At 66.2% G+C, this 25,447-nt stretch carries 26 protein-coding genes; all 26 read right to left on the bottom strand.

The window, feature by feature from the left end:
• Positions 1-114 precede the first annotated feature (114 nt).
• Entirely contained in the window at positions 115-1,482 is a 1,368-nt protein-coding gene (locus QX010_RS21150) for a sensor histidine kinase (protein WP_316181655.1), read from the bottom strand.
• Complete coding sequence (locus tag QX010_RS21145) at positions 1,457-2,914, bottom strand: sigma-54 dependent transcriptional regulator (protein WP_316181654.1); 1,458 nt, start codon at positions 2,912-2,914, stop codon at positions 1,457-1,459. The genes QX010_RS21150 and QX010_RS21145 overlap by 26 nt, the downstream gene beginning before the upstream one ends.
• Positions 2,915-2,922: 8 nt before the next feature.
• Positions 2,923-3,963: a hydrogenase expression/formation protein HypE gene (gene hypE / locus QX010_RS21140; RefSeq protein WP_316181653.1), complete on the bottom strand. Its 1,041-nt coding sequence runs from the start codon at positions 3,961-3,963 to the stop codon at positions 2,923-2,925.
• Positions 3,960-5,087 (bottom strand): hydrogenase formation protein HypD, encoded by a 1,128-nt coding sequence (hypD, locus tag QX010_RS21135; RefSeq protein WP_316181652.1) that lies wholly within the window; start codon positions 5,085-5,087, stop codon positions 3,960-3,962. The genes hypE and hypD overlap by 4 nt, the downstream gene beginning before the upstream one ends.
• The gene (locus tag QX010_RS21130) at positions 5,084-5,320 is read right to left on the bottom strand and encodes a HypC/HybG/HupF family hydrogenase formation chaperone (protein ID WP_315802071.1); all 237 of its coding nucleotides are present in this window, start codon (positions 5,318-5,320) and stop codon (positions 5,084-5,086) included. The genes hypD and QX010_RS21130 overlap by 4 nt, the downstream gene beginning before the upstream one ends.
• Positions 5,320-7,584: a carbamoyltransferase HypF gene (gene hypF, locus QX010_RS21125; RefSeq protein ID WP_316181651.1), complete on the bottom strand. Its 2,265-nt coding sequence runs from the start codon at positions 7,582-7,584 to the stop codon at positions 5,320-5,322. The genes QX010_RS21130 and hypF overlap by 1 nt, the downstream gene beginning before the upstream one ends.
• The gene (hypB, locus tag QX010_RS21120; RefSeq protein WP_316181649.1) at positions 7,581-8,546 is read right to left on the bottom strand and encodes a hydrogenase nickel incorporation protein HypB; all 966 of its coding nucleotides are present in this window, start codon (positions 8,544-8,546) and stop codon (positions 7,581-7,583) included. The genes hypF and hypB overlap by 4 nt, the downstream gene beginning before the upstream one ends.
• On the bottom strand, positions 8,546-8,887 hold the full coding sequence (hypA, locus tag QX010_RS21115) for a hydrogenase maturation nickel metallochaperone HypA (protein WP_316181647.1): 342 nt from the start codon (positions 8,885-8,887) through the stop codon (positions 8,546-8,548). The genes hypB and hypA overlap by 1 nt, the downstream gene beginning before the upstream one ends.
• Positions 8,880-9,986 carry a nickel-dependent hydrogenase large subunit gene (locus QX010_RS21110; RefSeq protein ID WP_316181646.1) on the bottom strand — a complete coding sequence of 369 codons (1,107 nt, stop codon included), beginning with the start codon at positions 9,984-9,986 and terminating at the stop codon, positions 8,880-8,882. Before QX010_RS21110 ends, hypA begins: the two co-directional genes overlap by 8 nt.
• Positions 9,983-10,492, bottom strand: coding sequence for a [NiFe]-hydrogenase assembly chaperone HybE (gene hybE, locus QX010_RS21105; protein WP_315802066.1), 510 nt, complete (start codon positions 10,490-10,492; stop codon positions 9,983-9,985). Before hybE ends, QX010_RS21110 begins: the two co-directional genes overlap by 4 nt.
• A complete protein-coding gene (locus tag QX010_RS21100) occupies positions 10,489-10,701 on the bottom strand; it encodes a rubredoxin (RefSeq protein ID WP_315736715.1) in 213 nt (70 codons plus the stop codon). The genes hybE and QX010_RS21100 overlap by 4 nt, the downstream gene beginning before the upstream one ends.
• Positions 10,698-11,561 carry a hydrogenase expression/formation protein gene (locus tag QX010_RS21095; protein WP_315802065.1) on the bottom strand — a complete coding sequence of 288 codons (864 nt, stop codon included), beginning with the start codon at positions 11,559-11,561 and terminating at the stop codon, positions 10,698-10,700. Before QX010_RS21095 ends, QX010_RS21100 begins: the two co-directional genes overlap by 4 nt.
• Positions 11,558-12,004: a hydrogenase accessory protein gene (locus tag QX010_RS21090; RefSeq protein ID WP_316181767.1), complete on the bottom strand. Its 447-nt coding sequence runs from the start codon at positions 12,002-12,004 to the stop codon at positions 11,558-11,560. The genes QX010_RS21095 and QX010_RS21090 overlap by 4 nt, the downstream gene beginning before the upstream one ends.
• Before the next feature lie 236 nt (positions 12,005-12,240).
• Entirely contained in the window at positions 12,241-12,531 is a 291-nt protein-coding gene (locus QX010_RS21085) for a HypC/HybG/HupF family hydrogenase formation chaperone (RefSeq protein ID WP_315736711.1), read from the bottom strand.
• A 22-nt stretch (positions 12,532-12,553) separates the two neighbouring features.
• Positions 12,554-13,141: a HyaD/HybD family hydrogenase maturation endopeptidase gene (locus QX010_RS21080; protein ID WP_315802063.1), complete on the bottom strand. Its 588-nt coding sequence runs from the start codon at positions 13,139-13,141 to the stop codon at positions 12,554-12,556.
• A gap of 15 nt (positions 13,142-13,156) precedes the next feature.
• Complete coding sequence (gene cybH, locus QX010_RS21075; protein WP_315802062.1) at positions 13,157-13,900, bottom strand: Ni/Fe-hydrogenase, b-type cytochrome subunit; 744 nt, start codon at positions 13,898-13,900, stop codon at positions 13,157-13,159.
• Positions 13,901-13,916: 16 nt separating this feature from the next.
• On the bottom strand, positions 13,917-15,707 hold the full coding sequence (locus QX010_RS21070) for a nickel-dependent hydrogenase large subunit (protein ID WP_315802061.1): 1,791 nt from the start codon (positions 15,705-15,707) through the stop codon (positions 13,917-13,919).
• Positions 15,708-15,728: 21 nt separating this feature from the next.
• On the bottom strand, positions 15,729-16,832 hold the full coding sequence (locus QX010_RS21065; protein ID WP_315802060.1) for a hydrogenase small subunit: 1,104 nt from the start codon (positions 16,830-16,832) through the stop codon (positions 15,729-15,731).
• Between the two features lie 234 nt (positions 16,833-17,066).
• Entirely contained in the window at positions 17,067-18,506 is a 1,440-nt protein-coding gene (locus QX010_RS21060) for a nickel-dependent hydrogenase large subunit (RefSeq protein ID WP_316181642.1), read from the bottom strand.
• Entirely contained in the window at positions 18,503-19,519 is a 1,017-nt protein-coding gene (locus tag QX010_RS21055) for a HupU protein (protein WP_316181641.1), read from the bottom strand. Before QX010_RS21055 ends, QX010_RS21060 begins: the two co-directional genes overlap by 4 nt.
• Before the next feature lie 23 nt (positions 19,520-19,542).
• Entirely contained in the window at positions 19,543-20,640 is a 1,098-nt protein-coding gene (locus tag QX010_RS21050) for a HoxN/HupN/NixA family nickel/cobalt transporter (protein WP_316181640.1), read from the bottom strand.
• A 168-nt stretch (positions 20,641-20,808) separates the two neighbouring features.
• Positions 20,809-22,125, bottom strand: a complete 1,317-nt coding sequence (locus tag QX010_RS21045; protein ID WP_316181639.1) for a trypsin-like serine protease — start codon at positions 22,123-22,125, stop codon at positions 20,809-20,811.
• Positions 22,126-22,272: 147 nt separating this feature from the next.
• The gene (phoB, locus tag QX010_RS21040; protein ID WP_315754964.1) at positions 22,273-22,980 is read right to left on the bottom strand and encodes a phosphate regulon transcriptional regulator PhoB; all 708 of its coding nucleotides are present in this window, start codon (positions 22,978-22,980) and stop codon (positions 22,273-22,275) included.
• A gap of 16 nt (positions 22,981-22,996) precedes the next feature.
• Positions 22,997-23,713, bottom strand: coding sequence for a phosphate signaling complex protein PhoU (gene phoU, locus QX010_RS21035; protein ID WP_315736702.1), 717 nt, complete (start codon positions 23,711-23,713; stop codon positions 22,997-22,999).
• Positions 23,714-23,743: 30 nt separating this feature from the next.
• Positions 23,744-24,568: a phosphate ABC transporter ATP-binding protein PstB gene (gene pstB, locus QX010_RS21030; protein ID WP_315802055.1), complete on the bottom strand. Its 825-nt coding sequence runs from the start codon at positions 24,566-24,568 to the stop codon at positions 23,744-23,746.
• Positions 24,565-25,446: a phosphate ABC transporter permease PstA gene (gene pstA / locus QX010_RS21025; protein ID WP_316181637.1), complete on the bottom strand. Its 882-nt coding sequence runs from the start codon at positions 25,444-25,446 to the stop codon at positions 24,565-24,567. The genes pstB and pstA overlap by 4 nt, the downstream gene beginning before the upstream one ends.
• Position 25,447 lies beyond the last annotated feature (1 nt).

Here is a 25,447-nt window from a genome sequence, read left to right as displayed (position 1 = left end):
CGGCGACGTCCAGCAACCCCGCGTCAGGAATCCCGGCATCGCCTCGGACGTTCAAGGAAGATGAGGACGCTCAGCATCCCATGTCGGCGTCGGCGGCAGCCCCTGCGCGCATCGTCAAGCCGCCGGCAAGGTGAAAGAGAACGTGGCGCCGCCCTGCGGCTCGTTGCTGGCCAGCAGTTCGCCGCCGTGCTCGCGAACGATGCCGTAGCTGATCCACAGCCCGAGCCCCGTCCCCTCCCCGACGCGCTTGGTCGTGAAGAACGGCTCGAAGATGTGGGTCAGATGATCCTTGTCGATGCCGGGGCCGTTGTCGGTGATGCGAAAGGCGATCTCGCTGCCCTGGCGCATCACCGCGACCAGAAGGCGCGGCAGGTCGGTCGATCGCATCGCGTCGATCGCGTTCTCCACGAGGTTGACGATCACCTGATGCAGCTGGCCTTCGTTGCCGGAGATCCACAGATCCGGCTCGACCTCGATCTGGATGTCGACACGATGCTGCTTGGTGCGCCCCGCCCACAGCACGGCGGTATTGATCAGTCGCTCGATGTTGACGCGCTCGACCTCGCCGAGCTTCGAGAACGACAGGCGGCGCAGGTTCTTGACGATCTCGCTGATGCGCACCGCGCCTTCCAGCGTGCCATCGATCAGCGGGCCAAAATCCTCCAGGATGGCATCGATCCTGAGATCTTTGCGAAGCGCAGCGACATCATCCGCGACCGGCTGCTCGTGGATGGCATCGAGATAGCCGACCAGCGAGGTGCGGTAGCGCATCAGGGTGTGGATGTTGCCGTAGACGAAGCTGATCGGATTGTTCAGCTCGTGGGCCACGCCGGCGACGAGGCGGCCGAGGCTCGCCATCTTCTCCTGCTCGACCAATTGCCGCTGCGCCCGCTGCAGCTCCTGATGCGCCTTGTGCAGGGCCTCATAGGCGCGGCGCAGCTCGCCGATCGGGCGCCCCGTCAGCACCACGCCGATGAAGCGGCCGCGGTGATCATGCCGCGGCGAGCTGTTGATCGCGAACAGGTCGGAGCTGACGCCGGCGGCCGCGGCAAAGCGCAATTCACCGTCGACCACATCGGCGCTGCTGCGCGGCGTCAGCAGCGCGGCGAGCTTGGGCCGATGATCGGGATCGATCATCTCGGCGATGTTGCGACCTGCGATGTCGGCCAAAGCCCGTCCCGATGTCTGCAGAAAGGCGGAGTTGGCCTGCTGTACCGTGCCCCTGGCGTCACAGACGACCAGGATGTCGGAGACGGACTCGATGACGTTGGTGACGAACGCCTGGGCTTCCTCGAGCTCGGCGTTCTTGTGCTCGAGATCGACCTCGTAGCGCAGCAGGTCGGAATAGACCTCGTCCATCTTGCGGATCACTTCGATCCACACGCCTTCGCGCTCGCTGTCGAGTTCGAGCGTGCTGCTGCTCGCGATCAGCTTGAGCAGCGTGTCAGCCCCGGACTCAGGAGAGTGAGTGGCCTTTGCCATGTTTCTTCAGATCGTATCTCGACAGTTTGTTCCGGAGCCCCACCCGGGACAGGCCGAGCTCGCTGGCGACGCGACTGATGTTACCATCATATTTCTCCAGACAGTGAACGATGATGGTCTTTTCGAGATCCTCGACCTTGTCCTTCAGGCTCCCGGAACCATTGAGCTTGCCATTGGCGATCGCGGGCGCGGCGCGGCGGCCGCCGCGCCGGCCGGCAAACGGCGGACAGCGCAGTTCGTCGGCATCGGCCAGCACGGCCATGCGCTGGATCTCGTTCTGCAACTCGCGAACGTTGCCGGGCCAGTGATAGCGGGAGAATTCCTCCAGCGCCGCCGGTGCGAACCGCAGATGCGGCCGGTTGAACGATGTCTTCACCGCCGATAGCACGCCCTCGGCGATCAGCGGAATGTCCATCGGCCGTTCGCGCAAGGACGGCATGTGCACCGGAAACGCGGCGAGCCGGTAGTACAGGTCGCGCCGGAAGCGGCCCGCCTCGACTTCGGCCTCGAGATCCCGGTTGGTCGCGGCGACCACGCGCACATCGACCTGGCGCACGCGCTGCGCGCCGAGCGGCCGGATCTCGCTCTCCTGCAGCACGCGCAGCAGCTTGACCTGAAAGGCGGGGGATGTCTCGCCGATCTCGTCGAGAAAGATGGTGCCGCCGTCGGCGACCTCGAACAGGCCGATGCGGTCCTGATAGGCGCCGGTGAACGCGCCCTTCTTGCAGCCGAACAGCTCGCTTTCGAGCAGCTCATCCGGCAGCGCGCCGCAATTCTCGACCACGAAGGCCTTGGTGGCGCGCGCAGAGCCATAATGAATCGCACGTGCGAGCAGCTCCTTGCCGGTGCCGGATTCGCCGGTGATCAAGACCGAGATGTCGTAGTCGGCAGCGCGCCGGCCGAGCTCGATCACGTTGCGCATCGGGCTCGCGGCCGAATGCACGATGCGGTCGAAATCATAGAGCTGTTTGGCGGCGCCGCGCTTGACCGACACGACCTTCTTGATATGGGCCGGCGTGGCCTTCACGTCGACGCCGGCGGTCTCCGTCTCCTTCTGCAGCCGGTAGAGCTGCACGGCCTCGCGGACGATCTCGATCAGGCGGTCCGGCTGCCAGGGCTTCGTGATGTACTGATAGATGCCGGCCTCGTTGAGGCCGGCGATGATGTCCTCGGAATCCGAATAGCCCGAGATGATCATCCTGACAGGGTCGGGCCACATCTCGCGCACGCGCTTCAGGAAGCTGACGCCGGATTCCTGCGGCATGCGCTGGTCGCAGATCACCGCATGCACGATCTCGCCTTCGAGCAGCTTCTCGGCATCGTTGGTGTTGCCCGCACACAAGACCTCGAAATCCTGGTTGAGGACGCGCCGCAGCGCCTCCTGTGACCGGACCTCGTCGTCCACGACCAGTATCGTTCCCTGGATGCCCATCGCGCGTCTCAGCAGATCCGCGGCAGCTGCTCGCCCGACAGCCAGTCGACGATGCGGCCGCCGCCGAAGCTCGTCGCCATCTGGACGAAGCGATGATCATCGGCCACAGCTTCGCCGATCTCAGCCGCATCGCGGCCGAGCGGATGCGCCCTCATGGCGGCGAGAACGGCGCCGGCCAGCTCAGGCGCGACGATCGCGACCAGCTTGCCCTCATTGGCGACGTGGAGTGGATCGAGCCCGAGCAGCTCGCAGGCGGCCGCGACCGCCGGCTTCACCGGAATCGCTTCCTCCTGCAGACGGAAGCCCAGATTCGACTGCTGGGCGATCTCGTTCATCGTGGCCGCAACCCCGCCGCGCGTGGGATCGCGCATCAGCCGGATGCCGGCGCCGCCGGCTGCGACCATGTCGGCGACGAGACCGTGCAGCGAGGCCGAGTCGGAGACGATCTCGGTGTCGAAGGTGAGGTTCTGCCGCCGCGACATGATCGCCACGCCGTGGTCGCCGAGGCTGCCGGACAGCAGCACGCGGTCACCGGGCCTGGCCTTGTCGGCAGAGAGATCGAGGCCTTGCGGCAGCACGCCGACACCGGCCGTCGAAATGAACACGCCATCCGCCTTGCCGCGCTCGACCACCTTGGTATCGCCGGTGATGATCGCGATGCCGGCCTCGCGCGCCGCCTCGCCCATCGCATCGGCGATCCGCTTCAGGTCGGAAAACGGAAACCCCTCCTCGATGATGAAGCTGGCCGACAGATACAGCGGCCTGGCGCCGGCCATGGCGATGTCGTTGACCGTGCCGTGCACCGCGAGCGAGCCGATATTGCCGCCGGGGAAGAACAGCGGCGAGACGACATAGCCGTCGGTCGTCATCACCATGCGGCCGGCCGCGACGTCGAACGCCGACTGGTCGTTGCCGCGCGCCAGCCATTCGTTGCCGAACGCCTCGTGGAACAGGCCGGCAATCAGTTGCGCCATCGCGCGGCCGCCGGCGCCGTGCGAGAGGTCGACGCAACCGCTCTTGATGTCGAGCCGGCGCTGGTGAATGCTCATGATGCGAGCCTCCGCTGATGGTCGCGGAAGCGGCCATAGGTCCAATGCGCCGCGCAGGCGCCTTCCGACGACACCATGCAGGAGCCGATCGGCGTCTCCGGCGTGCAGGCGGTACCGAACAACTTGCAGTCCACCGGCTTCTTCAGGCCGCGCAGAATGGCCGGACACTCGCAGGCTGGATTGTCGGCGACGATCAGCTCGGACATCGCGAAGCGCAGCTCGGCGTCGAGATGCGCAAAGGCGGGCCGCAATTTCAATGCGCTCACCGGAATGCTGCCGAGCCCGCGCCATTCGAACTGATCGCGCAACTCGAAGATCTCGGCGACCTCGCGGATGGCGCGCTGGTTGCCGCTGCCGGTCACCGCGCGGCGATACTGGTTCTCGACCTCGTGACGGCCGTCATTGACCTGCTCGATCAGCATCAGGATCGCTTGCATCATGTCGAGCGGCTCGAAGCCCGCGATCACGACCGGCTTGCCGTCATTGCGCGCGAACGGCGCATAGGGCTCGGTGCCGATCACGGTCGAGACATGCGCCGGCCCGACGAAACCATCGATCTCGATCGGCGTGTCGCTGTCGAGGATCGCGCGCATCGCCGGCGGCGTCAGCACGTGGTTGCAGAACACGGTGAAGTTCGACAGCTGCTTCTTCTCGGCGGCCCGGATCATCACGGCGGTCGGCGGCGTCGTCGTCTCGAAGCCGATGGCGAAGAACACCACCTCGCGACCAGGATTCTGCTCGGCCAGCGCGATCGCATCCAGCGTCGAGTATACCATGCGGATGTCGGCGCCGCGCGCTTTCGCCTTGAGCAGCGAGGACCCGCGCGAGCCCGGCACGCGCATCAGGTCGCCATAGACGCAGAGGATGACCTCGGGGCGTTCGGCGAGCGCGATCGCCATGTCGATGCGCCCGGCCGGCAGCACGCAGACCGGACATCCCGGGCCGTGGATCATGCGCACATTGTCCGGCAACATGTCCTCGAGGCCATAGCGCGCGATCGCATGGGTATGGCCGCCGCAGAACTCCATGAAGCGATAGGCGCGCGCCGGATCGGCCTTGGCGCGGATGGCGCGCGCAAGCCCGATCGCCAGTTCCTTGTCGCGAAACTCGTCGGCATATTTCATGGTCTGACCTCCGCCACAACCTCGCCCATCTGCCGGAGCAGGTCGAGCGTCTCGCGCGCCTCCTCCGGATCGATCCTGGCCAGCGCATGGCCGACATGAAGAATGACGTAGTCGCCGACGGCGATCTCCTCGATCAGCGCGATCGAGACCTCCTTGCTGACGCCGTCGATCGAGACGATCGCCATGTCGTCAGGCAAGAGCTTGATCACCTCGGCAGGAATGGCCAGGCACATCAGACGGTCCCTCCAGACACCATATTGTTTTGCGTGAGATGCAGACCCGCCACCCAGGCCTGCCCGAGGCTGAGGCCGCCATCATTGGGCGGCAGCCGGCGCGGCAGCAGCGGGTCGAGGCCCGCGGAACGGCAGCCGCGCACGATCTGTTCGGCCAGATGCGCATTGAGGAAGCAGCCGCCGCTCAGCACGATCGTGCCGATGCCGGTCGCGCGCGATGCTCTCACGGTCCAGTCGACGCAGGCCGCGGCCAAGGTGCCGTGAAGCAGCTCCGCCGCCGCGACGGCGTCGAGATCTCGCGCGATCAGATGCGCGAGCAGCGGCCGCAGCGACAGCACGCCATCGGCAATGGTCCAGCCGCGCTCCAGCGCCGCCGGTTCGCGCACCAGCGCCTCCAGCTTCATCGCCGCCTCGCCTTCGTAGCTCTGCACCGTGTTGACACCGAGCAGGCCGGCCACGGCATCGAACAACCGGCCGGCACTGCTGGTGACCGCGGCATCGGCACGATCCAGCAGCATCGGCATGTTTCGCGCCTGCGGCTGGGTCGCAAAACGCCACCCGATTTCGTCACCGCGACCAATATCGTGCAGCACGGAAGCCGCCATCCGCCACGGCTCCCGTGCGGCCCGGTCGCCGCCCGGCATCTTCAATGGAGCGAGATGGCCGAGGCGCTGGAAGCCCGCTCCGTCGCACGACAGCAACTCACCGCCCCAGGCGCCGCCATCGCTGCCATAGCCATAGCCATCCAGCACCAGCGCGAGGGCGGGGCTGGTCACGCCATGCTCGGCCATGACCGAGGCCGCATGCGCATGGTGATGCTGCACCGGCAGCGTCGGCAGACCGTGTGCCAGCGCGAACCGCGTCGACGCCATGTCCGGGTGCAGGTCATGCGCGATCGCGACCGGCTCGACGTCCAGGATGGAGGTGAGATGCGCGATCGTCTCCTCGAAGAAGCGGATCGCAGCCCCAGTGTCGAGATCGCCGAGATGCTGCGACACGAATGCCTCGTCGCCGCGCGTCACCGTCACCGTCGCCTTCAGCTGAGCGCCGACCGCGAGCACCGGCGGCATGGCGCGCGCGAGCCGGATCGGCTCCGGAACATAGCCGCGCGCGCGCCTGACGAAGCGGGGAACGCCGGCCACGACAGCAAGCACGGAATCGTCGGCGCGGATGACGATGTCGCGATCGTGGGTGACGATCAGATCCGCAATGTCGGCGAGGTCCGCGCGCGCCTCGTCATTGTCGGTCAGCAGCGGCTCGCCACTTGGATTGGCGCTGGTGCAGACCACCGCCCATGGTCCATCAGCGGCCGGCCGGCGCGCCTCCAGCGCATGGAAGATCAGATGATGCAGCGGTGCGAGCGGCAGCAACACGCCGATCTTCGAAAGGCCCGGTGCGACCGAGGACGCGACACGTTGGCGCGAGCGCAGCAGCACGATCGGTCGCGCCACCTGCTCCAGCAGCGCGCGCGCAGGCGCATCAATCTCGGCAATCTCGGTTGCAGCGTCGACCGTAGCGAGCATCACGGCGAACGGCTTGCCATCGCGCTGCTTGCGCGCGCGCAGCCGCTGGACGGCCTGCTCATCCCGGGCGTCGCACAGCAGCTGATAGCCACCGAGACCCTTGATGGCCACGATCCTGCCATTCGCGAGCACGGCTGCGATATCATCGATGCCATGGCTGAGCTGCGGACCGCAGCGCGGACAAGAGATCGCTTCGGCATGAAAGCGGCGCCCGGCGGGATCTTCGTAGTCGGACCGGCACGCCTCGCACATCGGAAAGCGCTTCATCGAAGTGGACGCGCGATCGTAAGGCAGGCGCTCGGCGATGGTGAAGCGCGGGCCGCAATGGGTGCAGTTGACGAAGGGATAGAGATGGAAGCGGCTATTGCGATCGAACAGCTCGGCCAGGCACGCGTCACAGGTGGCGGCGTCGGGCACGATCCGCGTCGTGACGCGCCCGCCCGTGCTCTGGGCGATCCGGAAGCCCGTGCTGCAATCGGCCACGATCGGCTCGACGGCGATGTCGTCGATGCGGGCCAGCGGCGGCGCCTGCTGCGGCAGCGCCGCGACGAAGTCAGCGACCTCGTCGCCCTCGACCTCGATCAGCACGCCATCAGCGTCATTGGCGACGAAGCCGCCGAGCCGATGGCGCGTGGCCAGGCCGTGGACATAGGGACGAAAGCCGACGCCCTGCACGGCGCCGCGGACGCGGAGCCTGAGGCGCGCATGGTTCGCCGCCGATGTCCGGCCGGGCGTGTTCATCCCCGCACCGCGTTCGCTGCGCTCGCCCGCATCCGCTCAGACTGCTTCCTGATCCAGGCGTAGAACGCAGAAAGGCCCTCGCCTGTCTTCGCGGAGATCGTCAGCACCTCGATCTTCGGATTGACGCGGCGGGCATATTCGATCGTCTGCGCAAGATCGAAATCGAGCACCGGCGCCAGATCGATCTTGTTGATCAGCATCAGCGATGATGCCGCGAACATGTCGGGATATTTGAGCGGCTTGTCTTCGCCCTCGGTGGTCGAGAACACGACGATCTTGCAAGCTTCGCCGAGATCGAAGGCGGCCGGACAGACGAGGTTGCCGACATTCTCGATGAACAGCAGCCCGCCGCGCAATGACGGCAGCCGGCCAAAGGCTTCGCCGACCATGGCCGCGTCGAGATGACAGCCCTTGCCGGTGTTGATCTGGATCGCCGGCACGCCGGTGGCGCGGATGCGCTCGGCATCGTTGGAGGTCTGCTGGTCGCCCTCGATCACCGCGACGGGCCGGCTCTGCTTGAGATCGGAGACGGCGCGCACCAGCAGCGAGGTCTTGCCGGCGCCTGGGCTGGAGACGAAATTGAATGCCAGCACGTCATGCGCGGCGAAGCGCGCGCGGTTTTCTGCCGCGAGCCGGTTGTTCTTGCCGAGAATGTCGCGTTCGATCTGGATGATGCGCCCGCTGGAGAGACCGGCAACCTCCTGTCCGGCCGGATTGGCCGAACAGTCGACGTGGTCGGCAGCATGATCATGATGATGATCATGCGCGCGACCGTGATCATGATGGTGATCATCGTGATGGTGACCATGCTCGTGATCATGATGGCCGTAATGGTGATGATGTCCGGACTGATCATGGCTGTGATCATGTCCATGAGCATGATGATGCTCGCCGTGATCGTGATCATGATCACCGGTCTCGATGGAGGACTTGCCGTCACTGCAGCCACACACCGTGCACATTACTCGACCTCCAGCTCCTTGACCCGCATGTCCTCACCGCCCGTGACCTGCAGCTGATGACTGCCGCAGACCGGACAAGGCTGATAGCGTTGGCTGATCTCGATGCTGCGCGAGCAGCCCAGGCACCATGCCGTGCCCGGCTGTTCGATGATCTCGAGCGCTGCCCCCTGCAACAGGGTCTTCGCGGTCACCGCCTCGAAACAGAATCGCAGCGCCTCCGGCGCGACATGGCTGAGCGCACCGATCTCCAACCATACGGTCTTCACCGTGGAGAAGGCGCCCTTGCGTGCCTCCTGCTCGACGATCTCGACGATGCCTTCGCACAGCGCCATTTCATGCATCGGCCATCCCCCGGAACGCCAGGTGATAGCCGACGCAGGGATCGAACGATCCGACCATCGTATGGACGGCGTGGCGATCGACGGTGCCGCGCAGCGCAACTCCCGTGAGGCTCCTCACGACAGGACCGCGCGGGTGAAAGTTCCATTCCGTCGGCGCCAGATACTCGAAACGCGAGACCGTGCCGTGCGCATCCAGCTCGATCGCGTGATGCAGCCGGCCGCGCGCGCATTCGACCGCGGCGGCGCCGCGCCGCGGGCCAAGCCCGTAGCTTGCGACGGCATGCGGGTCGGCCGCGGCGGCCTCCGCCTCACCCGCCTCGATCAAGCGGAGCAGCTCGGCAATCTCAGCGATCTTGGCTGAGAGGCGTTCGACGGGGCCGGCTGATGCCAACTGATGGCGCTCCGCATAGCGGGCCCAGACTCCGGTCTCCGGAACGCGGCCGTCAAGTTCGGGAGCCTCAGCAAAGGCAGATCCCACGTCGATCAATAACGTGACGATGGCGCCATCATCGGCGGCCGACAGGATGTCGTGCTCGGCCGGCATGTGGCTCCATCCTCCATCATCGGCGGCCTTCCGGGCCGCGTCCATCATCGATGCAAGCGGAGTTCCCGGCAGAACCGGCTCCGCTGGCCAGCCTATGCCCAGAGCCACCATGCCCATCTTGATTTGAGACAAGGTTGCAGCGCGAGATTGCTGCGGGGCATCAGCGTCGGAAGGCGTCTGCAGCGAGGCGATCGCCTGCAACAGCCGTTGCACCGGCTGCGCGACACTGCGATTGTCCGCCATTGAAGCAATCAGCAGACCGCGCATGAGTTCGGCGAAGCGTTCCGCCAGCACGGCCTGGATCCGACGATGGCGCGTCGACGGCGCAGCCTGCTCGCCGCGGGCCGCCTCCAGCGCCGAGAGCAGCGCGACCTGGTGTGCACCGGCGCACAGCGAGAACAGCCGCGGCAGGGCCGCAAGCAGCATCTCGGCCGGCTTGCCGGCGAACAGCCGTTCCAGCGGCGGCCGCGTGCGCGGCTGAATGTCGACGCCGACGATCAGCTGATCAGCGACCGACAGCGTGACGTCGATGCGGTTGCGGAACGTGAGGGTCATGCGCGGCCCTCGGAAAGGGTCCCACGCAGGAACGCCCGGCGATCGATCGTGCTCGACGCCTTCGCAGCGCGTTCGGACGACAGGTCATCCTCCGGCGCCGTCATCAGCGCGGCCAGCGCGGCCTCAGCCGCCGCACGCGCCGCGGCCATGTCCGCGAACTCGAACATCGGCGAGAACAGCGAGCAGCTCGCGATCCGCCCGATCCCGGCGATATCACCGATCGTGAACTCGAACGAGCCGGCCGGAAGCACGATCTTGACGACGGATCCCGCGGAGCCCTGGGCGGCCGGAGTGACCACGTTCATGAACCACGGCGTGACGACAATGCCGAGGATGCGGCCCTCGACAACCGAAAATCCAATCGCCTCGACGTCGAGCGCGTCGTGATAGATCGGCAGATCGCGCATCGCACGCGCGCCGATCTCGCGATAGAAGCCGGCGAGACGCTCGCCCCACGCGACCGGCGTGACGTCAGACGTGCCCTGCCCGGCCGCCTCAGCGCTCATGGCTCGACCACCATGAACTTGGCTTTCGGCGCATCGCAGTTCGGGCAATGCCAGTCGTCCGGCAGCGCCGCGAACGGCGTCCCCGGCGGAATCTGCGCGACGCCGTCACCTTCGGCCGGATCGTAGCGCGTCCAGCAGATGCCGCACTCCAGCAACACGTCATCAGCGAGATCACTGCGGACACCGAAATTCTCGAAGCCGCCGCTCATGTGAAATAGGCCTCGATGATCTGGGTCAGGCGCTCGGCCGAATCCTCGAAATCCTCAGCCGCGGCGAGCGCGACCACAGGCACGCCGCCGACTTCGAGGGTGTCGAGAATGATCGTATCCATGGCGTTGAAGAACTGCACCGACCAGACATGGCGGATGCCGGTCGCGAGCACGCGGCAGGTGCCGTAGCCGCGCGACATCAACTGGATCGGGCCGTTGCCGAGCGTCTGCTGCAGGAAACTCATGTCGGCCGGGCTCATCGGCAGCAGCGTGAAGTTGATGGTCTGCGAGCGCTGGCCCGGTCGCCAGGACAGCGCGCGCTCGCGGATCTCGGCGAGCACCGGCAGCGCGTTCATCGTGCCCTCGGGCACAGGGCCGATCACGATGTCACCCGCGGTCAGATCGGCGGCGGCGCGCGACACGATCTCCGGCACGGCGCCGACCTCGATGTAGTCGTGGCGCTCATCCGCTTCCAGCCGCACCCGCCAGATGCCGGCGAGCACCGATTCCTGGATTTGAGCCAGCGTCCCGTCGGGAAGAGCCACGACGCCCGCGACCTCGCCCTCGCCCAGCACGTCGTCGATCAGCCGCCGCTCGAGATCGTTGAGGCCTTCGAGACGGAATAATTGCGTCGGTGCGCCGGCAGTCTGCGCCGCGATGGCGGATGCAATCGTCGACAGCAATTCGACCGCGCGCGGGCAGCTCCGCGCCAGCGCCTCCGAGTCGAGCGAGGCCAGCTTGGCCAGCGCTCCGGAAGCGGTCAGCCCCTTGTGGGAGGTATCGAGCGCCTCTTCGCCGATCGGAAAGATGTTGACCGGCTCCTCGGCTCCTTCAGGCGCGATCCAGAATCCCGGCTTCATCGCTCGACTCCCGCAGGCTGATGGACTGGGACGATGCTGGCGACGACCGCCGCCGTCGCGCCCTGCGGCCGGTCGATCAGCCGCGAGATGCGGTCGACATAGACAGACCAGTCCTGGATCTTGGCGATCAGGCCAAGCGTCTCCGCGCCGCGGCACAGGATCAGGCTCGGCTGCACGCGCACGCCAAATCGCGCCCCGAGCTCGGCCTCCGCGTCGCGCGCGATGATCGCGCCACGCAGCCGGCCCTGAAACGCCGTGATCAGCTCCGGCAGCACGATGGCCACGTCCAGCGCCTCCGGAAATCGCGCGGGATCCCCGGCCGACAGCAGCACGGCGACAAGCCCGGCGCAATCAGCCTCGGCGAGAAAGGCATCGACGGTGCCGGTATCGACCTCCGGCAACCCGCCTCGCGCGCGCGCGGGGTCACGCTGCTGCATTTCCATCGGTGTTTCTCCCTGACCAGTTATCGTTGCCATATTCCCCATGATCAGCAATCGACGTGCCAGACACCCACGCGGGGCCGGTAGCATCCAAGACATTGAAACATATTCGGTTTTTATTGCAACTAAGGATTGCGCAAGAAATCGGAAAGATGCTTTCCAGAGAAAGCCTGCAAACTTACTTCATCTATGGAAATTCTGTTATCAGCAATCCGGCGCTGCCCGAGGGCATCACGCCGCTACCGCAAATGCTCCGGCAGCTCCGGCTCGCGCCCGATCAGATCCGCGAAGAAGTCATCGCAATTCTCGCCGTTCACGGCCGCCTGCAGGCCGCGCAGCGCCTCACCGATCAGCCGCGCTTCTTCGTCATCGAGCAGGCGAACGGCGTTGTCGATATAGACGAGCACCTTGGCCCCCACCGGCGGGTTCGACAGCAACAGCACCGAGACGCGGCGCTCCTCGCCGTCGAAGCTGCACAGTGCCGAGACGCCATCGGTCTCGAGGATTGTCATCGGCAGGCCAAGACACATGGCGGATTTCCTCGCGGCGCGGTCACTCGGCCGGGCGCGCCCGCAGCTCGTAGCTGTGATGGTCGATGTCGTTCGCAAGCAGGCGTTCGTCGCCGGCGAGCGGTTCACGCCGCGGCACGGCGGGTGCGCCCCATTCCGCCAGCAGGGCGCAGGCCAGCTCGATCGACGGCCCGATCTGCGCGAGGACAGGCGCGGTCAGCGGCCCGCCCCAATCCTCGAGGTCGAGCGGCTGGCAGCCGATCAGCGCAAGCCGTTGCGGATAACGGCCGAGCAGGTCGGCCGCGCTCAGCACTTCCTGGAAGCCCGTCTGGTGCAGGCTCATCTTCTTGGCGCCGGTGAAGCGCGGCACCTCGTCGTCCCGGACCAGCTTGAGCTCGCCCGGCACGAGGCCGTAGTCGATGGCGTCGAACACGATCAGGCTGTCGGCTTCCTCGACATAGTTGACGAGGTAGAGTCCCTGCGTGCCGCCATCGAGGATCGTGACGTTGTCGGGCACGGTGAAGCGGCGGTGGAATTCCTCCACCACCCGCACACCGAAGCCTTCGTCAGCCCAGAGAATGTTGCCGATCCCGAGCACCAGAATGCGGTCGCGCCCGCGCTCATCGACCATGCCGGCCCCCCTCTGTCAGTCGCGGAACTGCCGCTCGCCCGAGATCATCGAGGAGATGATGCTCTGGCGCGACATGATGTCTTCGCGAATGGCGGCATAGACGTGCACCATCACGAAGGTGACCAGCGCCCACATCCCGAGATGATGCCAGGTATGGACGTCCTGGCTGTTCGGCCAGATGGCGAATACCCAGCCGAACAGCTTGTGCTGCCAGCTGTCGATCCCGGTGCCTTCCGAATAGAGCGCAAAGCCGGTGACGATCATGAAGGTCACGAACAGCGTGAAGCCGGTGAACATCGCCGTCTGCGCCAGCGGATTGTGGCCGACATACATCTTCGGCTCACGCTCCAGGAACGCGTACCAGCGGATCTCGTGCAGCACCTCCTTCCAAAATTGCTTGCGATGCACCGGAATGTAGAAGATCTGCCGGGAGTGGTGGTTGCCGACGAAAGCCCAGAAGATGCGGGCGAGGAAGAACACCGCCAGCACCTGTCCGGCCGCGAAATGGGCAAAGCGGATGTAGCCCATCACGAAATTCGCCGACGCCTCCCCCGACACTGTCGGCAGCGGTGATCCGATCAGATAGCCGGTGATCATCAGAACGATGATCGCGAACGCGTTGACCCAGTGGCAGATGCGCACGGGCGCTTCGTAGACATAGACCGTGGGCCGGCCGACCGCATGCTCGCCGGCGGCGTCGGCTGCGATCGCGGCGATGTCCGTCCCCGACTCGGGCGGGCGTGCAACTGCATCCATCATGACCCTGCTCCCCGTGCTACCTGACCTTGACCTTGGCCAGCTCCTGGCCATCCGGACTCATGACGTGCGTCGAGCAGGCCAGGCACGGATCGAAGGAATGGATCGTGCGCAGGATCTCCAGCGGCTGCTCGGGATTGGCCATCGGGGTGTTCATCAGCGACGCCTCGAATGCGCCGATGTTGCCCTTGGGATCCCTCGGCGAGCCGTTCCAGGTCGTCGGCACGACGCACTGGTAGTTGTCGATCTTGGTGTCCTTGATCTTGATCCAGTGCGCGAGCGCGCCGCGCGGCGCCTCGGTGAAGCCGACGCCCTTGGCCTCCTTCGGCCAGCTCTCCGGCTTCCATTTGTCGACATTCGCCGTCGAACTGTCGCCGGCCTTGATGTTGGCGATCAGCTTGTCCTGGAAGTAGCGCATCTGCCGTCCGGCCCAGACCGATTCCAGCGCGCGCGCCGCGGTGCGGCCGAGCGTCGAGAACAGCGCCGTCAGAGGCAGGTCGAGATCCTTCAGGAACTTGTCGACCGGGTCCTTGAACTCCGCCTTGTTCTGCGCATAGCCGACGACCCAGCGTGCGAGCGGCCCGACCTCCATAGCGTGGCCGCGCCAACGCGGCGCCTTGATCCAGGAATATTTGCCGCCCTCGTCGAGCTCCTTGATGTCCGTCTTGGTGCCCTTGGCATTCGGACCGAGCACGTAGTTCGGCTCGGTGATGCCGTCCCAGGGATGCAGCCCCTTGGTCTCGTCGGGATACTTGTACCAGGAGTGAACCACGAACTCCTGGATCTCGTCCGGATTGGCATGATCGACCGGAAACACCTCCGACAGATTGCCGTTGATGATCGCACCGCGCGGCAGCTTCAGGCTCTTGGCCGAGTAGTCGTTGGCATGCTCGGGCACGTCGCCATAGGCGAGCACGCTCTTGCCGGACAGGCCGCCGCCGTAGAGCCAGTCCTTGTAGAACGAGCCGATCGCGGCCACGTCGGGAAGATAGACCAGCTCGTTGAACTCGATCAGGCGATCGATGATCGACGAGACGAGATTCAGCCGCTCGATGTTGATGGCGCCGACCGCGCCGGTGCCGTCGATGTTGATCGGACACGGCACGCCGCCCACCAGCCAGTTCGGATGTGGATTCTTGCCGCCGAAGATGGTGTGGATCTTGACGATCTCCTTCTGGAAATCGAGTGCCTCCAGATAGTGTGCCACGGCCATCAGATTGGCCTCAGGCGGCAGCTTGTAGGCCTTGCTGCCCCAATATCCGTTCTTGAACGGACCGAGCTGGCCGGACTCGACGAACTTCTTGAGACGGGTCTGCAGGTCCCTGAAATAGCCGGGCGACGACAGCGGCCAGCTCGAGATCGACTGCGCCAAGGTCGACGTCGCCTTTGGATCGGCCGAGAGCGCCGAGACCACGTCGACCCAGTCCAATGCGTGCAGATGATAGAAATGCACGACGTGGTCGTGCACCTGCAGCGCAAGCTGCATGAGGTTACGAATGGAGTTGGCATTCTCCGGAATGGTGATGCCGAGGGCGTTCTCGACCGCGCGCACCGATGTGAGCGCGTGCGTTCCGGTGCAGACGCCGCAGATCCGCTCGGTGAAGGCCCAGGCGTCGCGCGGATCGCGGTTCCTGAGGATCACCTCGATACCGCGCCACATCGTGCCGGTGGAGACCGCATTGCGGATCACGTTGTCGGAATCGACGTTGACCTCGACCCGCATATGTCCCTCGATGCGGGTGACCGGATCGACGACGATGCGCTTGCCGGAATTGTCGAGATTGAAGCCGTTGGGAGTCTGGATGCCCATCGTTGCCTGTCCTGAATTCGATCAATGATCTTGCTTGGCGTTTTCCTTGGCGTCGTCGCGTTTGGTCGCGAGACGCTTGACCGCCGTGACCGCCGCATGCGCTGCGACCGCCGCACCTACCGTGCCCGCGGCCACCATGCCGACCTGGTCGGCGTTGTGCTCGATGCCGAACTGCTTGATGTTGGTGAGGCGGTCGTAGAACGAGCCCTTGTCCCAGAAGCCGTCCTCCGAACAGCCGATGCAGCCATGACCCGACTGGATCGGGAACGATACGCCGCCATTCCATCGCACCGTCGAGCAGGCGTTGTAGGTGGTGGGGCCCTTGCAGCCCATCTTGTAGAGGCAGTAGCCCTTGCGCGCCGCCTCGTCGTCCCACTCCTCGACGAACTGGCCGGCGTCGAAATGCGGCCGGCGATAGCACTTGTCGTGGATGCGCTGTGAGTAGAACATCTTCGGCCGGCCCTGGCGGTCGAGCTCTGGCAGCTTGCCGAAGGTGGTGATGAAGGTGACGACGCCGGTCATGACCTCGGCGATCGGCGGGCAGCCCGGCACCTTGATGATCGGCTTGTTGGTTATGACCTTGTCGATCGGCGTCGCCTGCGTCGGATTCGGCTTCGCCGCCTGCACGCAGCCCCAGGAGGCGCAAGCGCCCCAGGCGATGATCGCCATCGCGTCCTCGGCCATCATCTTCAGCTTCTCGACGAACGGCTTGCCGCCGTCGATGCAGAACATGCCACCTTCGTTCAGCGGCGGATTGCCCTCGACCGCGAGAATGTACTGTCCCTTGTACTTCGCGCGCGTCTCTTCGAGGATGGCCTCGGCCTGGTGGCCGGCCGCCGCCATGATGGTGTCGTCATAGTCGAGCGAGATCATCGACAGCACGGCATCCTTCACCAGCGGATGCGCCGAGCGGATGAAGCTCTCCGAGCAGCAGGTGCATTCGAGCCCGTGCATCCAGATGACCGGCGTGCGCGGCTTGGTCTCCAGCGCATTGGCGATGCGGCTCGCCGCGACCGGCCCGAGCCCGAGGCTCGTCGCCGTCAGGCTGCAGAATTTGTGAAAGCTGCGCCGCGTGATGCCCTGACGCCGGATGACGCTGTAAAAAGTTTCCGTTGCCGCGCCCATGAGTCCTCCCCCTGATATCGCGTTGGCGATCGTGTGATCGCGTTCTGGCGAGAAGGACAGCAAGATGCGGGCCAGCATCATCCCTGGATTTGAATCATAATGATTCCAGATGCTTGAAGCAGTGAGGCCGCAGCGGCTAAGGCTTCGACAGCGGATCGCGCGCGATAATCGGAAATCACGCGCTTTGCACCGACAAGCTTGTTTCCGCTTGCTGCCTTACTGTGTGCAGCGCGCTTAATGCGCCGTGCAGACCATGCACGGATCGAACGACCGCACGACGTGCTGGATGCCGACCGCACGAGCGCCGGCATCGCCGACCTCGGTGCCGACCAGCGCCTGTTCGAGCGGACCGGCTATCCCATCCGCGTCGCGCGGAGAGAAATTCCAGCTGGTCGGCGCGATGATCTGATAGCGCTCGATGCGGCCGGAGCGCACCGCGAGCCAGTGGCCCAGGCTGCCGCGCGCAGCTTCCACGAGCCCGACGAAATTGCCGTCGGCCGTACTTGCGCTGTTGTCGCAGAACGGCTCGTTGAGACGCAGTGCCTTGATCCAATGCTCGATCGCCAGCGCGAGGCGCGCGGTCTCGATCAGCCGGGCGATGACACGATTGCGGACATTGCCGCGACCGCCCGCGAGCAGCGCGGAGATCAACGGCTGACCGTCGATGGCCTGCCTTGCGAGAGCGCCGACCTCGACCGGTTCTCCCGCAAGCCGCGGCGCCTTGCACCAACTATAGGCGTCGGGCTTGTCGGCGTCGGGCTCGGTCCGGCTCTCGGCCGGATCGAGCGAGGTCGCACGCATCCAGGCGTGCGACACGTCCTCCGTGATCCGATTCGACGGCAGCGCTTCGGTCGTTCCATCGCGGGTGCGAAGCCCGGCGCGGAAGTGCGCACTGTCAGACTCGTGATAAGCGCCGAAACTCATCAGCAGGCCGGAGCCCGGGCCAAGATGCGCCAGATCGAGCGCGTCGGCGATGCGCAGGAAATGCGCGAAGTCGCCGGCGCGGCCCTCGCGCCAACGGTCGAGCTCGTCCGACGTCGACAAGGCGAGCACATTCTCCAGCCTGTCGGCAAACACGGCGCGTTCAAGAAAACCGCGAAACGACGCCGCGATCGCGTTGAGGCGCACGCGCTCGCCGAGCTCGATCGCGCGCGTGGTCCCGCCCGGCTGGAAGGCAAGACTGTGCGGCCATTTGCCGGCGATCAGGCCCATGATCTCGAGCAGCCGCGCGCGCGCCGGCAACGCTTGGCGAGCAGCGCTGCCCTTCGTCGCCGCGAAACGCTCGGCCGCAGCCGAATGCCAAGCGTGCGCGACGTAGGCGTCGCGGGCGAAGTCCGGCATGAAGAAGATGTAGAAATGCGTCAGATGGTCCGCCGCGTTCTCGGCCGCATGGGCAATGTTGGCCGCGAGGATGCCGTTTGGCGCTGCCGCAATGCCCATGGCCTGGCGCAACGCGGCGGCGGCGGCGATCGATTGCGACACCGAGCAGATGCCGCAGATTCGCGGTGCGATCACCAGCGCGTCCAGCGGCGGCCGCCCCTCCAGGATCTGCTCGAAGCCGCGATAGAGCGGCGCCGTCACTTCCGCCCTGGTGACGCGGCCGCTCTCGATATCGAGCCTGACCTCGAGGTCGCCTTCGACACGATTGAACGGTCCGACCGTGATCCGCGTCATGGACGGCGCTTGTCACTGGCCCGGCCCGGCGGCACCACGACGTGATCCGCCGTCGCATTGACCCGTACGCGGCGCGGCGTGGCCGATTTCGACAGCGCGGCGAGCGCCACGAACCAGGCTTTCGGCATGTCGGTCGGAAGGCCTACGGGAATGCCCGCGAGCTTCGCCGTCTCCAGATAGTTCTGCGTGCTCTCGAAGCCCGGCGAGGTGCAGGCGATGCAGGCGTACCCGCCCTTGGTGCAGGAGCCGCCGCCATTCCAGGAGCGCTGATTGCAATCGCCGACCGCCTGCGTCGCCCGGCAGCCGAGATGCTCCATCAGGCAGCCGCGCTCGGACATCGTCTCTGCGCTCGCCTTGAACTCGTAGAACTCGTTGCGCGAGCAGCCGTGATGAGCCAGGTGATTGGCGATGAAGGTCGGACGGCCGACTGCGTCGAGGCCGTCTGCCGTCAGATCGCCCGAGGTGAGCGCCAGCAGGCTTTCCATCATCCAGCCCGGATGCGGCGCGCAGCCTGCGACGTTGATCACCGGCAGCCCGCGTTTCGAGCGGAATCCCGCGCCGAGCGCGCCGCCGATGTCACTGCCCTCGAACTGCAATCCGACCGCGTCGGTCGGGTTGATGCCGGCAGCAGGAATGCCGCCATAGGCCGCGCAGCTGCCGACGGCGACGACGTAGTCGGCCAGCGGCGCCAGATCGAGCAGCCAATGATAGATCGAGCGGTTGGTGCCGGCGAGCATGTTGAAGCGGCCGGTCTGACCAGGTCCGCGCGCCACCGAGCCTTCGAGCACCAGCAGATCGAGCCGCTCGCGACCGTCGCGGATCGCCTCCAGTAGCTCCACGACCTCGTCTCCGGTCTGCTCGCTGACGGAGGGATGCCAGATGAGGTCAATGCCGGACTGGCGCAGCTCATCGAACCAGCCGGACGCACCGCTTTCCAGGATCGACATCGTGCAGCCGCCGCAGCTCGCGCCCTGCAGCCACAGCATCCTGGTCATTTCGTCCGAGCCGGCCATCATTCGTACCCGCGCGCTCGATCCTATTTCGCCCTCGGGTTTAGCGCCCCGGCGCGAACGCTGGCAAGCTCCTCACCCGGCGCATCCTCGGAACCGCCCGGACGGCGGCCAAGCAGCATGGCACCCGCCCAGATCAGGCCGAACAGTCCGATGGCGACGATCCCGAGGTTGGCGAGATCATCGCCCAGCGCAGTGACGACCTCGGCCCATCCGCCGGTGAAGCCAAGCCGGGGCGTCAGCAGCGCGACCGCCTCGACGCCGCCGATCACCAGCGCGATCGCGACCGAGGCGCCGGTGATGACCAGATTGTAGCGCCGCTTGCGCGCGGGATCCGTGAGCGCCCAGCGATAGGCGCCGGCCATCAGCATGCTGTCGGCGGTGTCGACGGTGGCCATCGCCGCGGCGAACAGCGCCGGGAATACCAGCACATGCGCCAGGCTCGCCCCGCGCGCCGCCTCGGTCGCCGACAGGCTGAGCAGCCCGATTTCGCTGGCGGTGTCGAAGCCCAGGCCGAACAGGAAGCCGAGCGGGTACATGTGCCAGGCGCGGGAGACGACGCGGAGCACCGGCCGCAGCAGACGAATGAGCAGGCCCCGCCCGGCGCTACCGGCGGCGTCCATGTCGGAATGGGGGTGGGATGGGCGGCGCCAGAGGTTCACGAACAGCACCAGATTCGCGAAGGCGATCAGCAGCAGGAAGCCTGCGGAGACCGAGGTGCCGATGGTGCCGCCGATCGCACGGATGGCGCTGTCCTCACTCAACAGATCTGCGCCGGCCACCAGGCTCACCACGATGGTGGCGATGACGACGACGCTGGAATGGCCGAGCGCAAAATAGAGGCCGGCGGCGCGCGGGGCGCGACCGTCCTGCACGAGCTTCCGCACCACATTGTCGATCGCCGCGATGTGGTCCGCATCGACGGCATGGCGCAGTCCGAGCAGCCAGGCCAGCATCGCGGTGCCGACGATGGCGGGCCGGTCGGCGTAGAGCGCGAATGCCCAGGCCCAGGCCAGCGCATTGGCCGCGACCAGCCAGGCGACGAGCGCAACGGTCCTGCCGGGCTGCGACCGCCACCACAGCAGCCGCGGGGCACGAGGATGATCAATTGGAACAATCGTCATACTCGAACTATAGCAAGAGCCAGGCCAGTTCGGTAAAGCCCCGCTGCAGGCGAAAGCTACAGGAAAAAATCGGCTGCACTTGCCGGATCGCCCGCTCGCTTGGCAACCCGCTATCCAGTCGCGCACAGATCGTGACCAGCGGCGGGACCTCTCTCGTCCCCTCCCCCTTCACCGCGCCGAGGCACTCTGCGCCGCAATCTCGCGCCGCACGACGGCCTCGAACTGGCTTGCGGGCGCGGCGAACATCAGCCGGGTCTCCTCGTGGAACGCCGAGAAGATGCCGACCACGGCCGGCGTGCCGCCGACCTCGGCCAGGATCGGCGAGCCCGAATAGCCGAAATTGGCGAGGCAATGCACCGTCAGCAGACGGGCATCGCTGGTCATGCCGGCGCTGCAATTGCGCTGGCCGGTCGGCGAGTAGCGCCGCTCCTGACCGTACCCGATCTCTGAGATGGTTCCGGCGGTGGTCGCAGCCTGCAGTTCCTCGCGCGTCAGCGCCTTGACCGCGACCGGCTTCGACGGCAGCGCATCCTTCAGCACGATCAGCGCCCAATCGGCGGGCGAGCGGTCGAGCGACCATCTGTCGTGCCGGGTCGGGACGAAGTCCGGCGCCACGATCAGCTTGTCGGCGACCGACGATGCCGCCGGCGTGCCCCTGTTCATGCCGGCCAGGAAGCGGACATTGCCGGGGCTGACCTGCGCGACGCCGTTGAACACGCAATGCGCGGCGGTGAGCACGACGCGCGCCGCGACCAGCGTGCCGGTGCACCAGCCGCCGGTCGAGTATTGCGCGACGGTGACGACGCCGATCGACGACGCCGGCCACGAGGTGGGATCGACGACCTCTCCGATGTGGCGGTCGAGCCCGAGCAGTTGCTCCGGACGCGGAGCGGCGACGCCCGCCTCCGCCGATTCCGGCTTCGGCCGCCAGGCCGCAATGGCGCTCTGGGCCTGGACGCGCTGCGGCTCCGTCAGCTTGACCCGCTGCACGTCGCGGCGGGCCGATCGCACGCCGCTGCGACCCGCCATCACCAGCCAGGCGTAGCCCTGCACGACGTCCTGCTGCACGCCGCGACCGTCGAGCAGCATCAGGCCCAGCATGTATTGCGACTGGGCAAAGCCCTGCGCTGCCGCGCGGCTGAACCAGCGGCCGGCTTCGCCATAATTGCTCGCGACACCTTCGCCGTTGACATAGGCGATGCCGAGATAATGCTGGGCGACGGCGAGGCCCTGATCGGCGGCCTTGCGATACCACGCCAGCGCCTCGGCGGGGTTGCGCGGTTGGCCCCAGCCGAAGGCCTCCATGAAGCCGACGTCGAACTGCGCCCGCGCATCGCCCTTGGCGGCCAGCGGCAGCAGGCGGCGCATCGCCGCGGCGTGCTGTCCGTTTCCCGCCGCGGCGACCGCGTCTTCGAGCTCGGCGGCCGCGGCGCCCGCCGCGCTGCCGAGCAGGACGGCTAGAGATATGATGATGGTCTTGATCAAGGGCGTCCGCTGGGACCGAAACATCGTGACGGGCCACGAAGCAGACACGATCAAGACGGCGGCGGCGTGGCGGAAAGCGGACCGCGATCTCCTCAATCGGGCCCCCTCGCGCCTCACACCTGCTTCATCCTCACGCCCGATCGCCCCTTACACCTGCTCGCTCTTGGCGAAGCGATCATCGAGCGCATAGCCGGCGCCGCGCACGGTGCGGATCGGGTCCTGCTCGCGGCCCGGATTGAGCAGCTTGCGCAGGCGGCCGATATGGACGTCGACCGTGCGCTCGTCGATATAGATGTCGCGGCCCCAGACGCTGTCGAGCAGCTGCTCACGGCTGAACACGCGGCCGGGATGCTCCAGGAAAAACTCGAGCAGGCGGTATTCGGTCGGGCCGAGATCGATCGGCCGTCCCGAGCGCGCCACGCGGCGCTTCTCGCGGTCGAGCTCGATGTCGCCATAGGACAGCACGGTCGCCAGCCGCTCCGGGCTCGCCCGCCGCAGCAGGCCCTTCACGCGCGCCAGCAGCTCCGGCACCGAGAACGGCTTGACGATGTAGTCGTCGGCGCCGGTCGCGAGGCCGCGCACGCGCTCGCTCTCCTCGCCGCGCGCGGTGAGCATGATGATCGGCAATTGCCGGGTCTCGGACCGCGCCCGCAGGCGGCGGCACAGCTCGATGCCGGACAGGCCCGGCAGCATCCAGTCGAGCACGACGAGATCGGGAACGCGCTCCTTCAGCCGTGTGTCGGCCTCGTCTCCGCGCGCCACCGTCTCGACCTCGTAGCCTTCGGCCTCGAGGTTGTAGCGCAGGAGCGTCGTCAGCGCCTCCTCGTCCTCCACCACCAGAATTCGGGCGCCCATGTCAGAACCGTCTCTCTCAGTTGCCGGGGATCGTCGTCGCGAAGCTCGTCATGTCGCCCTTCGGGCGCTTGTCCATGATCTGCTGGCCTTCGATCATATAGAAGACGGTCTCCGCGATGTTGGTCGCGTGATCGCCGATGCGCTCGATGTTCTTGGCGCAGAACATCAGATGGATGCAGAACGAGATGTTGCGCGGATCCTCCATCATGTAGGTCAGGAGTTCGCGGAACAGCGAGGTGCAGATGGCGTCGACCTCCTCGTCGCCCTTCCACACCGTCATCGCCGCCGGCAGGTCGTGCGCGGCATAGGCGTCCAGCACCGTCTTGACCTGCGACTGCACCAGGTCGGTCATGTGCTCGAGCCCGCGGATCAGCTTGAGCGGATGGAAGTCGCTCTCCAGCGCCGCGACGCGCTTGCCGATGTTCTTGGCGAGATCGCCGATGCGCTCCAGATCGGTGGCGACCCGCATCGCACCGACGATCTCGCGCAGGTCGACCGCCATCGGCTGTCGCCGGGCGATGGTAAGAACGGCGCGCTCCTCGATGATGCGCTGCAGCTTGTCGACCTCGGCGTCGGTGGCGACCACCTTCTGGCCGAGTGCGATGTCGCGCCGCACCAGCGCATCGACGGAATCGACGATCAGACGCTCGGCGAGGCCGCCCATTTCCGACACCAGCCGGGTGAGATCCTGCAGATCGCTGTCGAACGCCTTGGCGGTATGTTCACTGGCCATGATGATCTCCTGAAGTCAATGTCGTCGGCGTCAGCCGAACCGGCCGGTGATGTAATCCTGGGTCCGCCGATCGCTCGGCGAGGTGAAGATCTTGCTGGTGTCGTCGAACTCGATCAGCTCGCCGAGATACATGAAGGCGGTCTTGTCGGAGACGCGCGCCGCCTGCTGCATGTTATGCGTCACGATGGCGATCGTATAGTTTTCGGCGAGCTCCTGGATCAGCTCCTCGACCTTGGCGGTCGAGATCGGATCGAGCGCCGAGCACGGCTCGTCGAACAGGATCACCTCCGGCCGGACCGCCACGGTGCGCGCAATGCACAGCCGCTGCTGCTGGCCGCCTGACAGCGACAGGCCCGAAGCGTTGAGCTTGTCCTTGACCTCGTTCCACAACGCGCCGCCGCGCAGTGCCTTCTCGACCCGGTCGTCCATCTCCGACTTGGAGATCTTCTCATACAGCCGGATGCCGAAGGCGATGTTCTCGTAGATCGTCATCGGGAACGGCGTCGGCTTCTGGAACACCATGCCGACCCGGGCCCGCAGCAGGTTGAGGTCGAGCTTGGGATCGAGGATGTTGGTGTTGTCCAGCATGAGCTGGCCAACGGCGCGCTGGCCCGGGTAGAGATCGTACATCCGGTTGAAGATGCGCAGCAGGGTCGACTTGCCGCAGCCGGACGGGCCGATGAACGCGGTGACGCGGTTGGTCCCCAGCGACAGGTTGATGTTCTTCAGCGCGTGGTGATCGCCGTAATAGAAGTTCAGGTTGCGCGCGGTCACCTTGGCGGGGGCTTCCGGCAAAACCTTGCCGTTCAGCGCGGCGGGATTGGGCTGGCTGACGGATACGGACAGGTCGGTCATTTTGCGTTCCTCTCGGCGCCGAGAATGCGTGCACTGACATTCAGGGCGAGCACGGCCAGAGTGATCAGAAGGGCTCCGCTCCAGGCCAGCTGCTTCCAATAGGCATAGGGGCTCTGGACGAAGTTGTTGATGGTGACGGGCAGGTTGGCCATCGTCTTGGAGAGGTTGAGGCTCCAGAACTGGTTCGACAGCGCAGTGAACAGCAAGGGCGCGGTCTCGCCGGCGACGCGGGCGGTGGCCAGCAGCACGCCGGTGATCAGGCCCGAGCGCGCCGCGCGATAGGCGATGCGCCGGATCACCAGCGATCGCGGCAGGCCGAGCGCCGAGGCCGCCTCACGCAGCGGGTTGGGCACCAGCAGCAGCATGTCCTCGGTGGTGCGCAGCACCACGGGGATGACAATGACCGCCAGCGCCAGCGAGCCTGCGAGCGCCGAGAAGCCGCCCATCGGCACCACGACAGCGCCATAGATGAACAGGCCGATGATGATCGAGGGCGCCGACAGCAGGATGTCGTTGATGAAGCGGATCACCGAGGTCAGGCGGTCGTTGCGGCCGTACTCGGCCAGATAGGTGCCGGCGAACAGGCCGAGCGGCGCGCCGATGCCGACGCCGATGACCGTCATGATCAGGGAGCCGACGATGGCATTGCGCAGGCCGCCTTCGCTCGAGCCCGGCGGCGGGGTGTCGGCGGAAAACACCTGCAGGCTGAGGCCGGCAAGCCCGTTATAGAACAGCGTGAACAGGATCAGCGCCAGCCAGGTGACGCCGAACAGCGCGGCGGCGACGCAGAGGCCGCGGATCACGATGTCCCTGCGGCGTCGGCGCGCATAGATCGGATTGACCGGCGTATCGGTGGTGAGCGAATCTGCGCTGGACATG

This window comes from Bradyrhizobium sp. SZCCHNRI1009 (assembly GCF_032487575.1).
In the GTDB taxonomy this organism is placed as follows: Bacteria; Pseudomonadota; Alphaproteobacteria; order Rhizobiales; family Xanthobacteraceae; genus Bradyrhizobium.
This window is presented reverse-complemented; position numbering and strand designations above follow the sequence as displayed.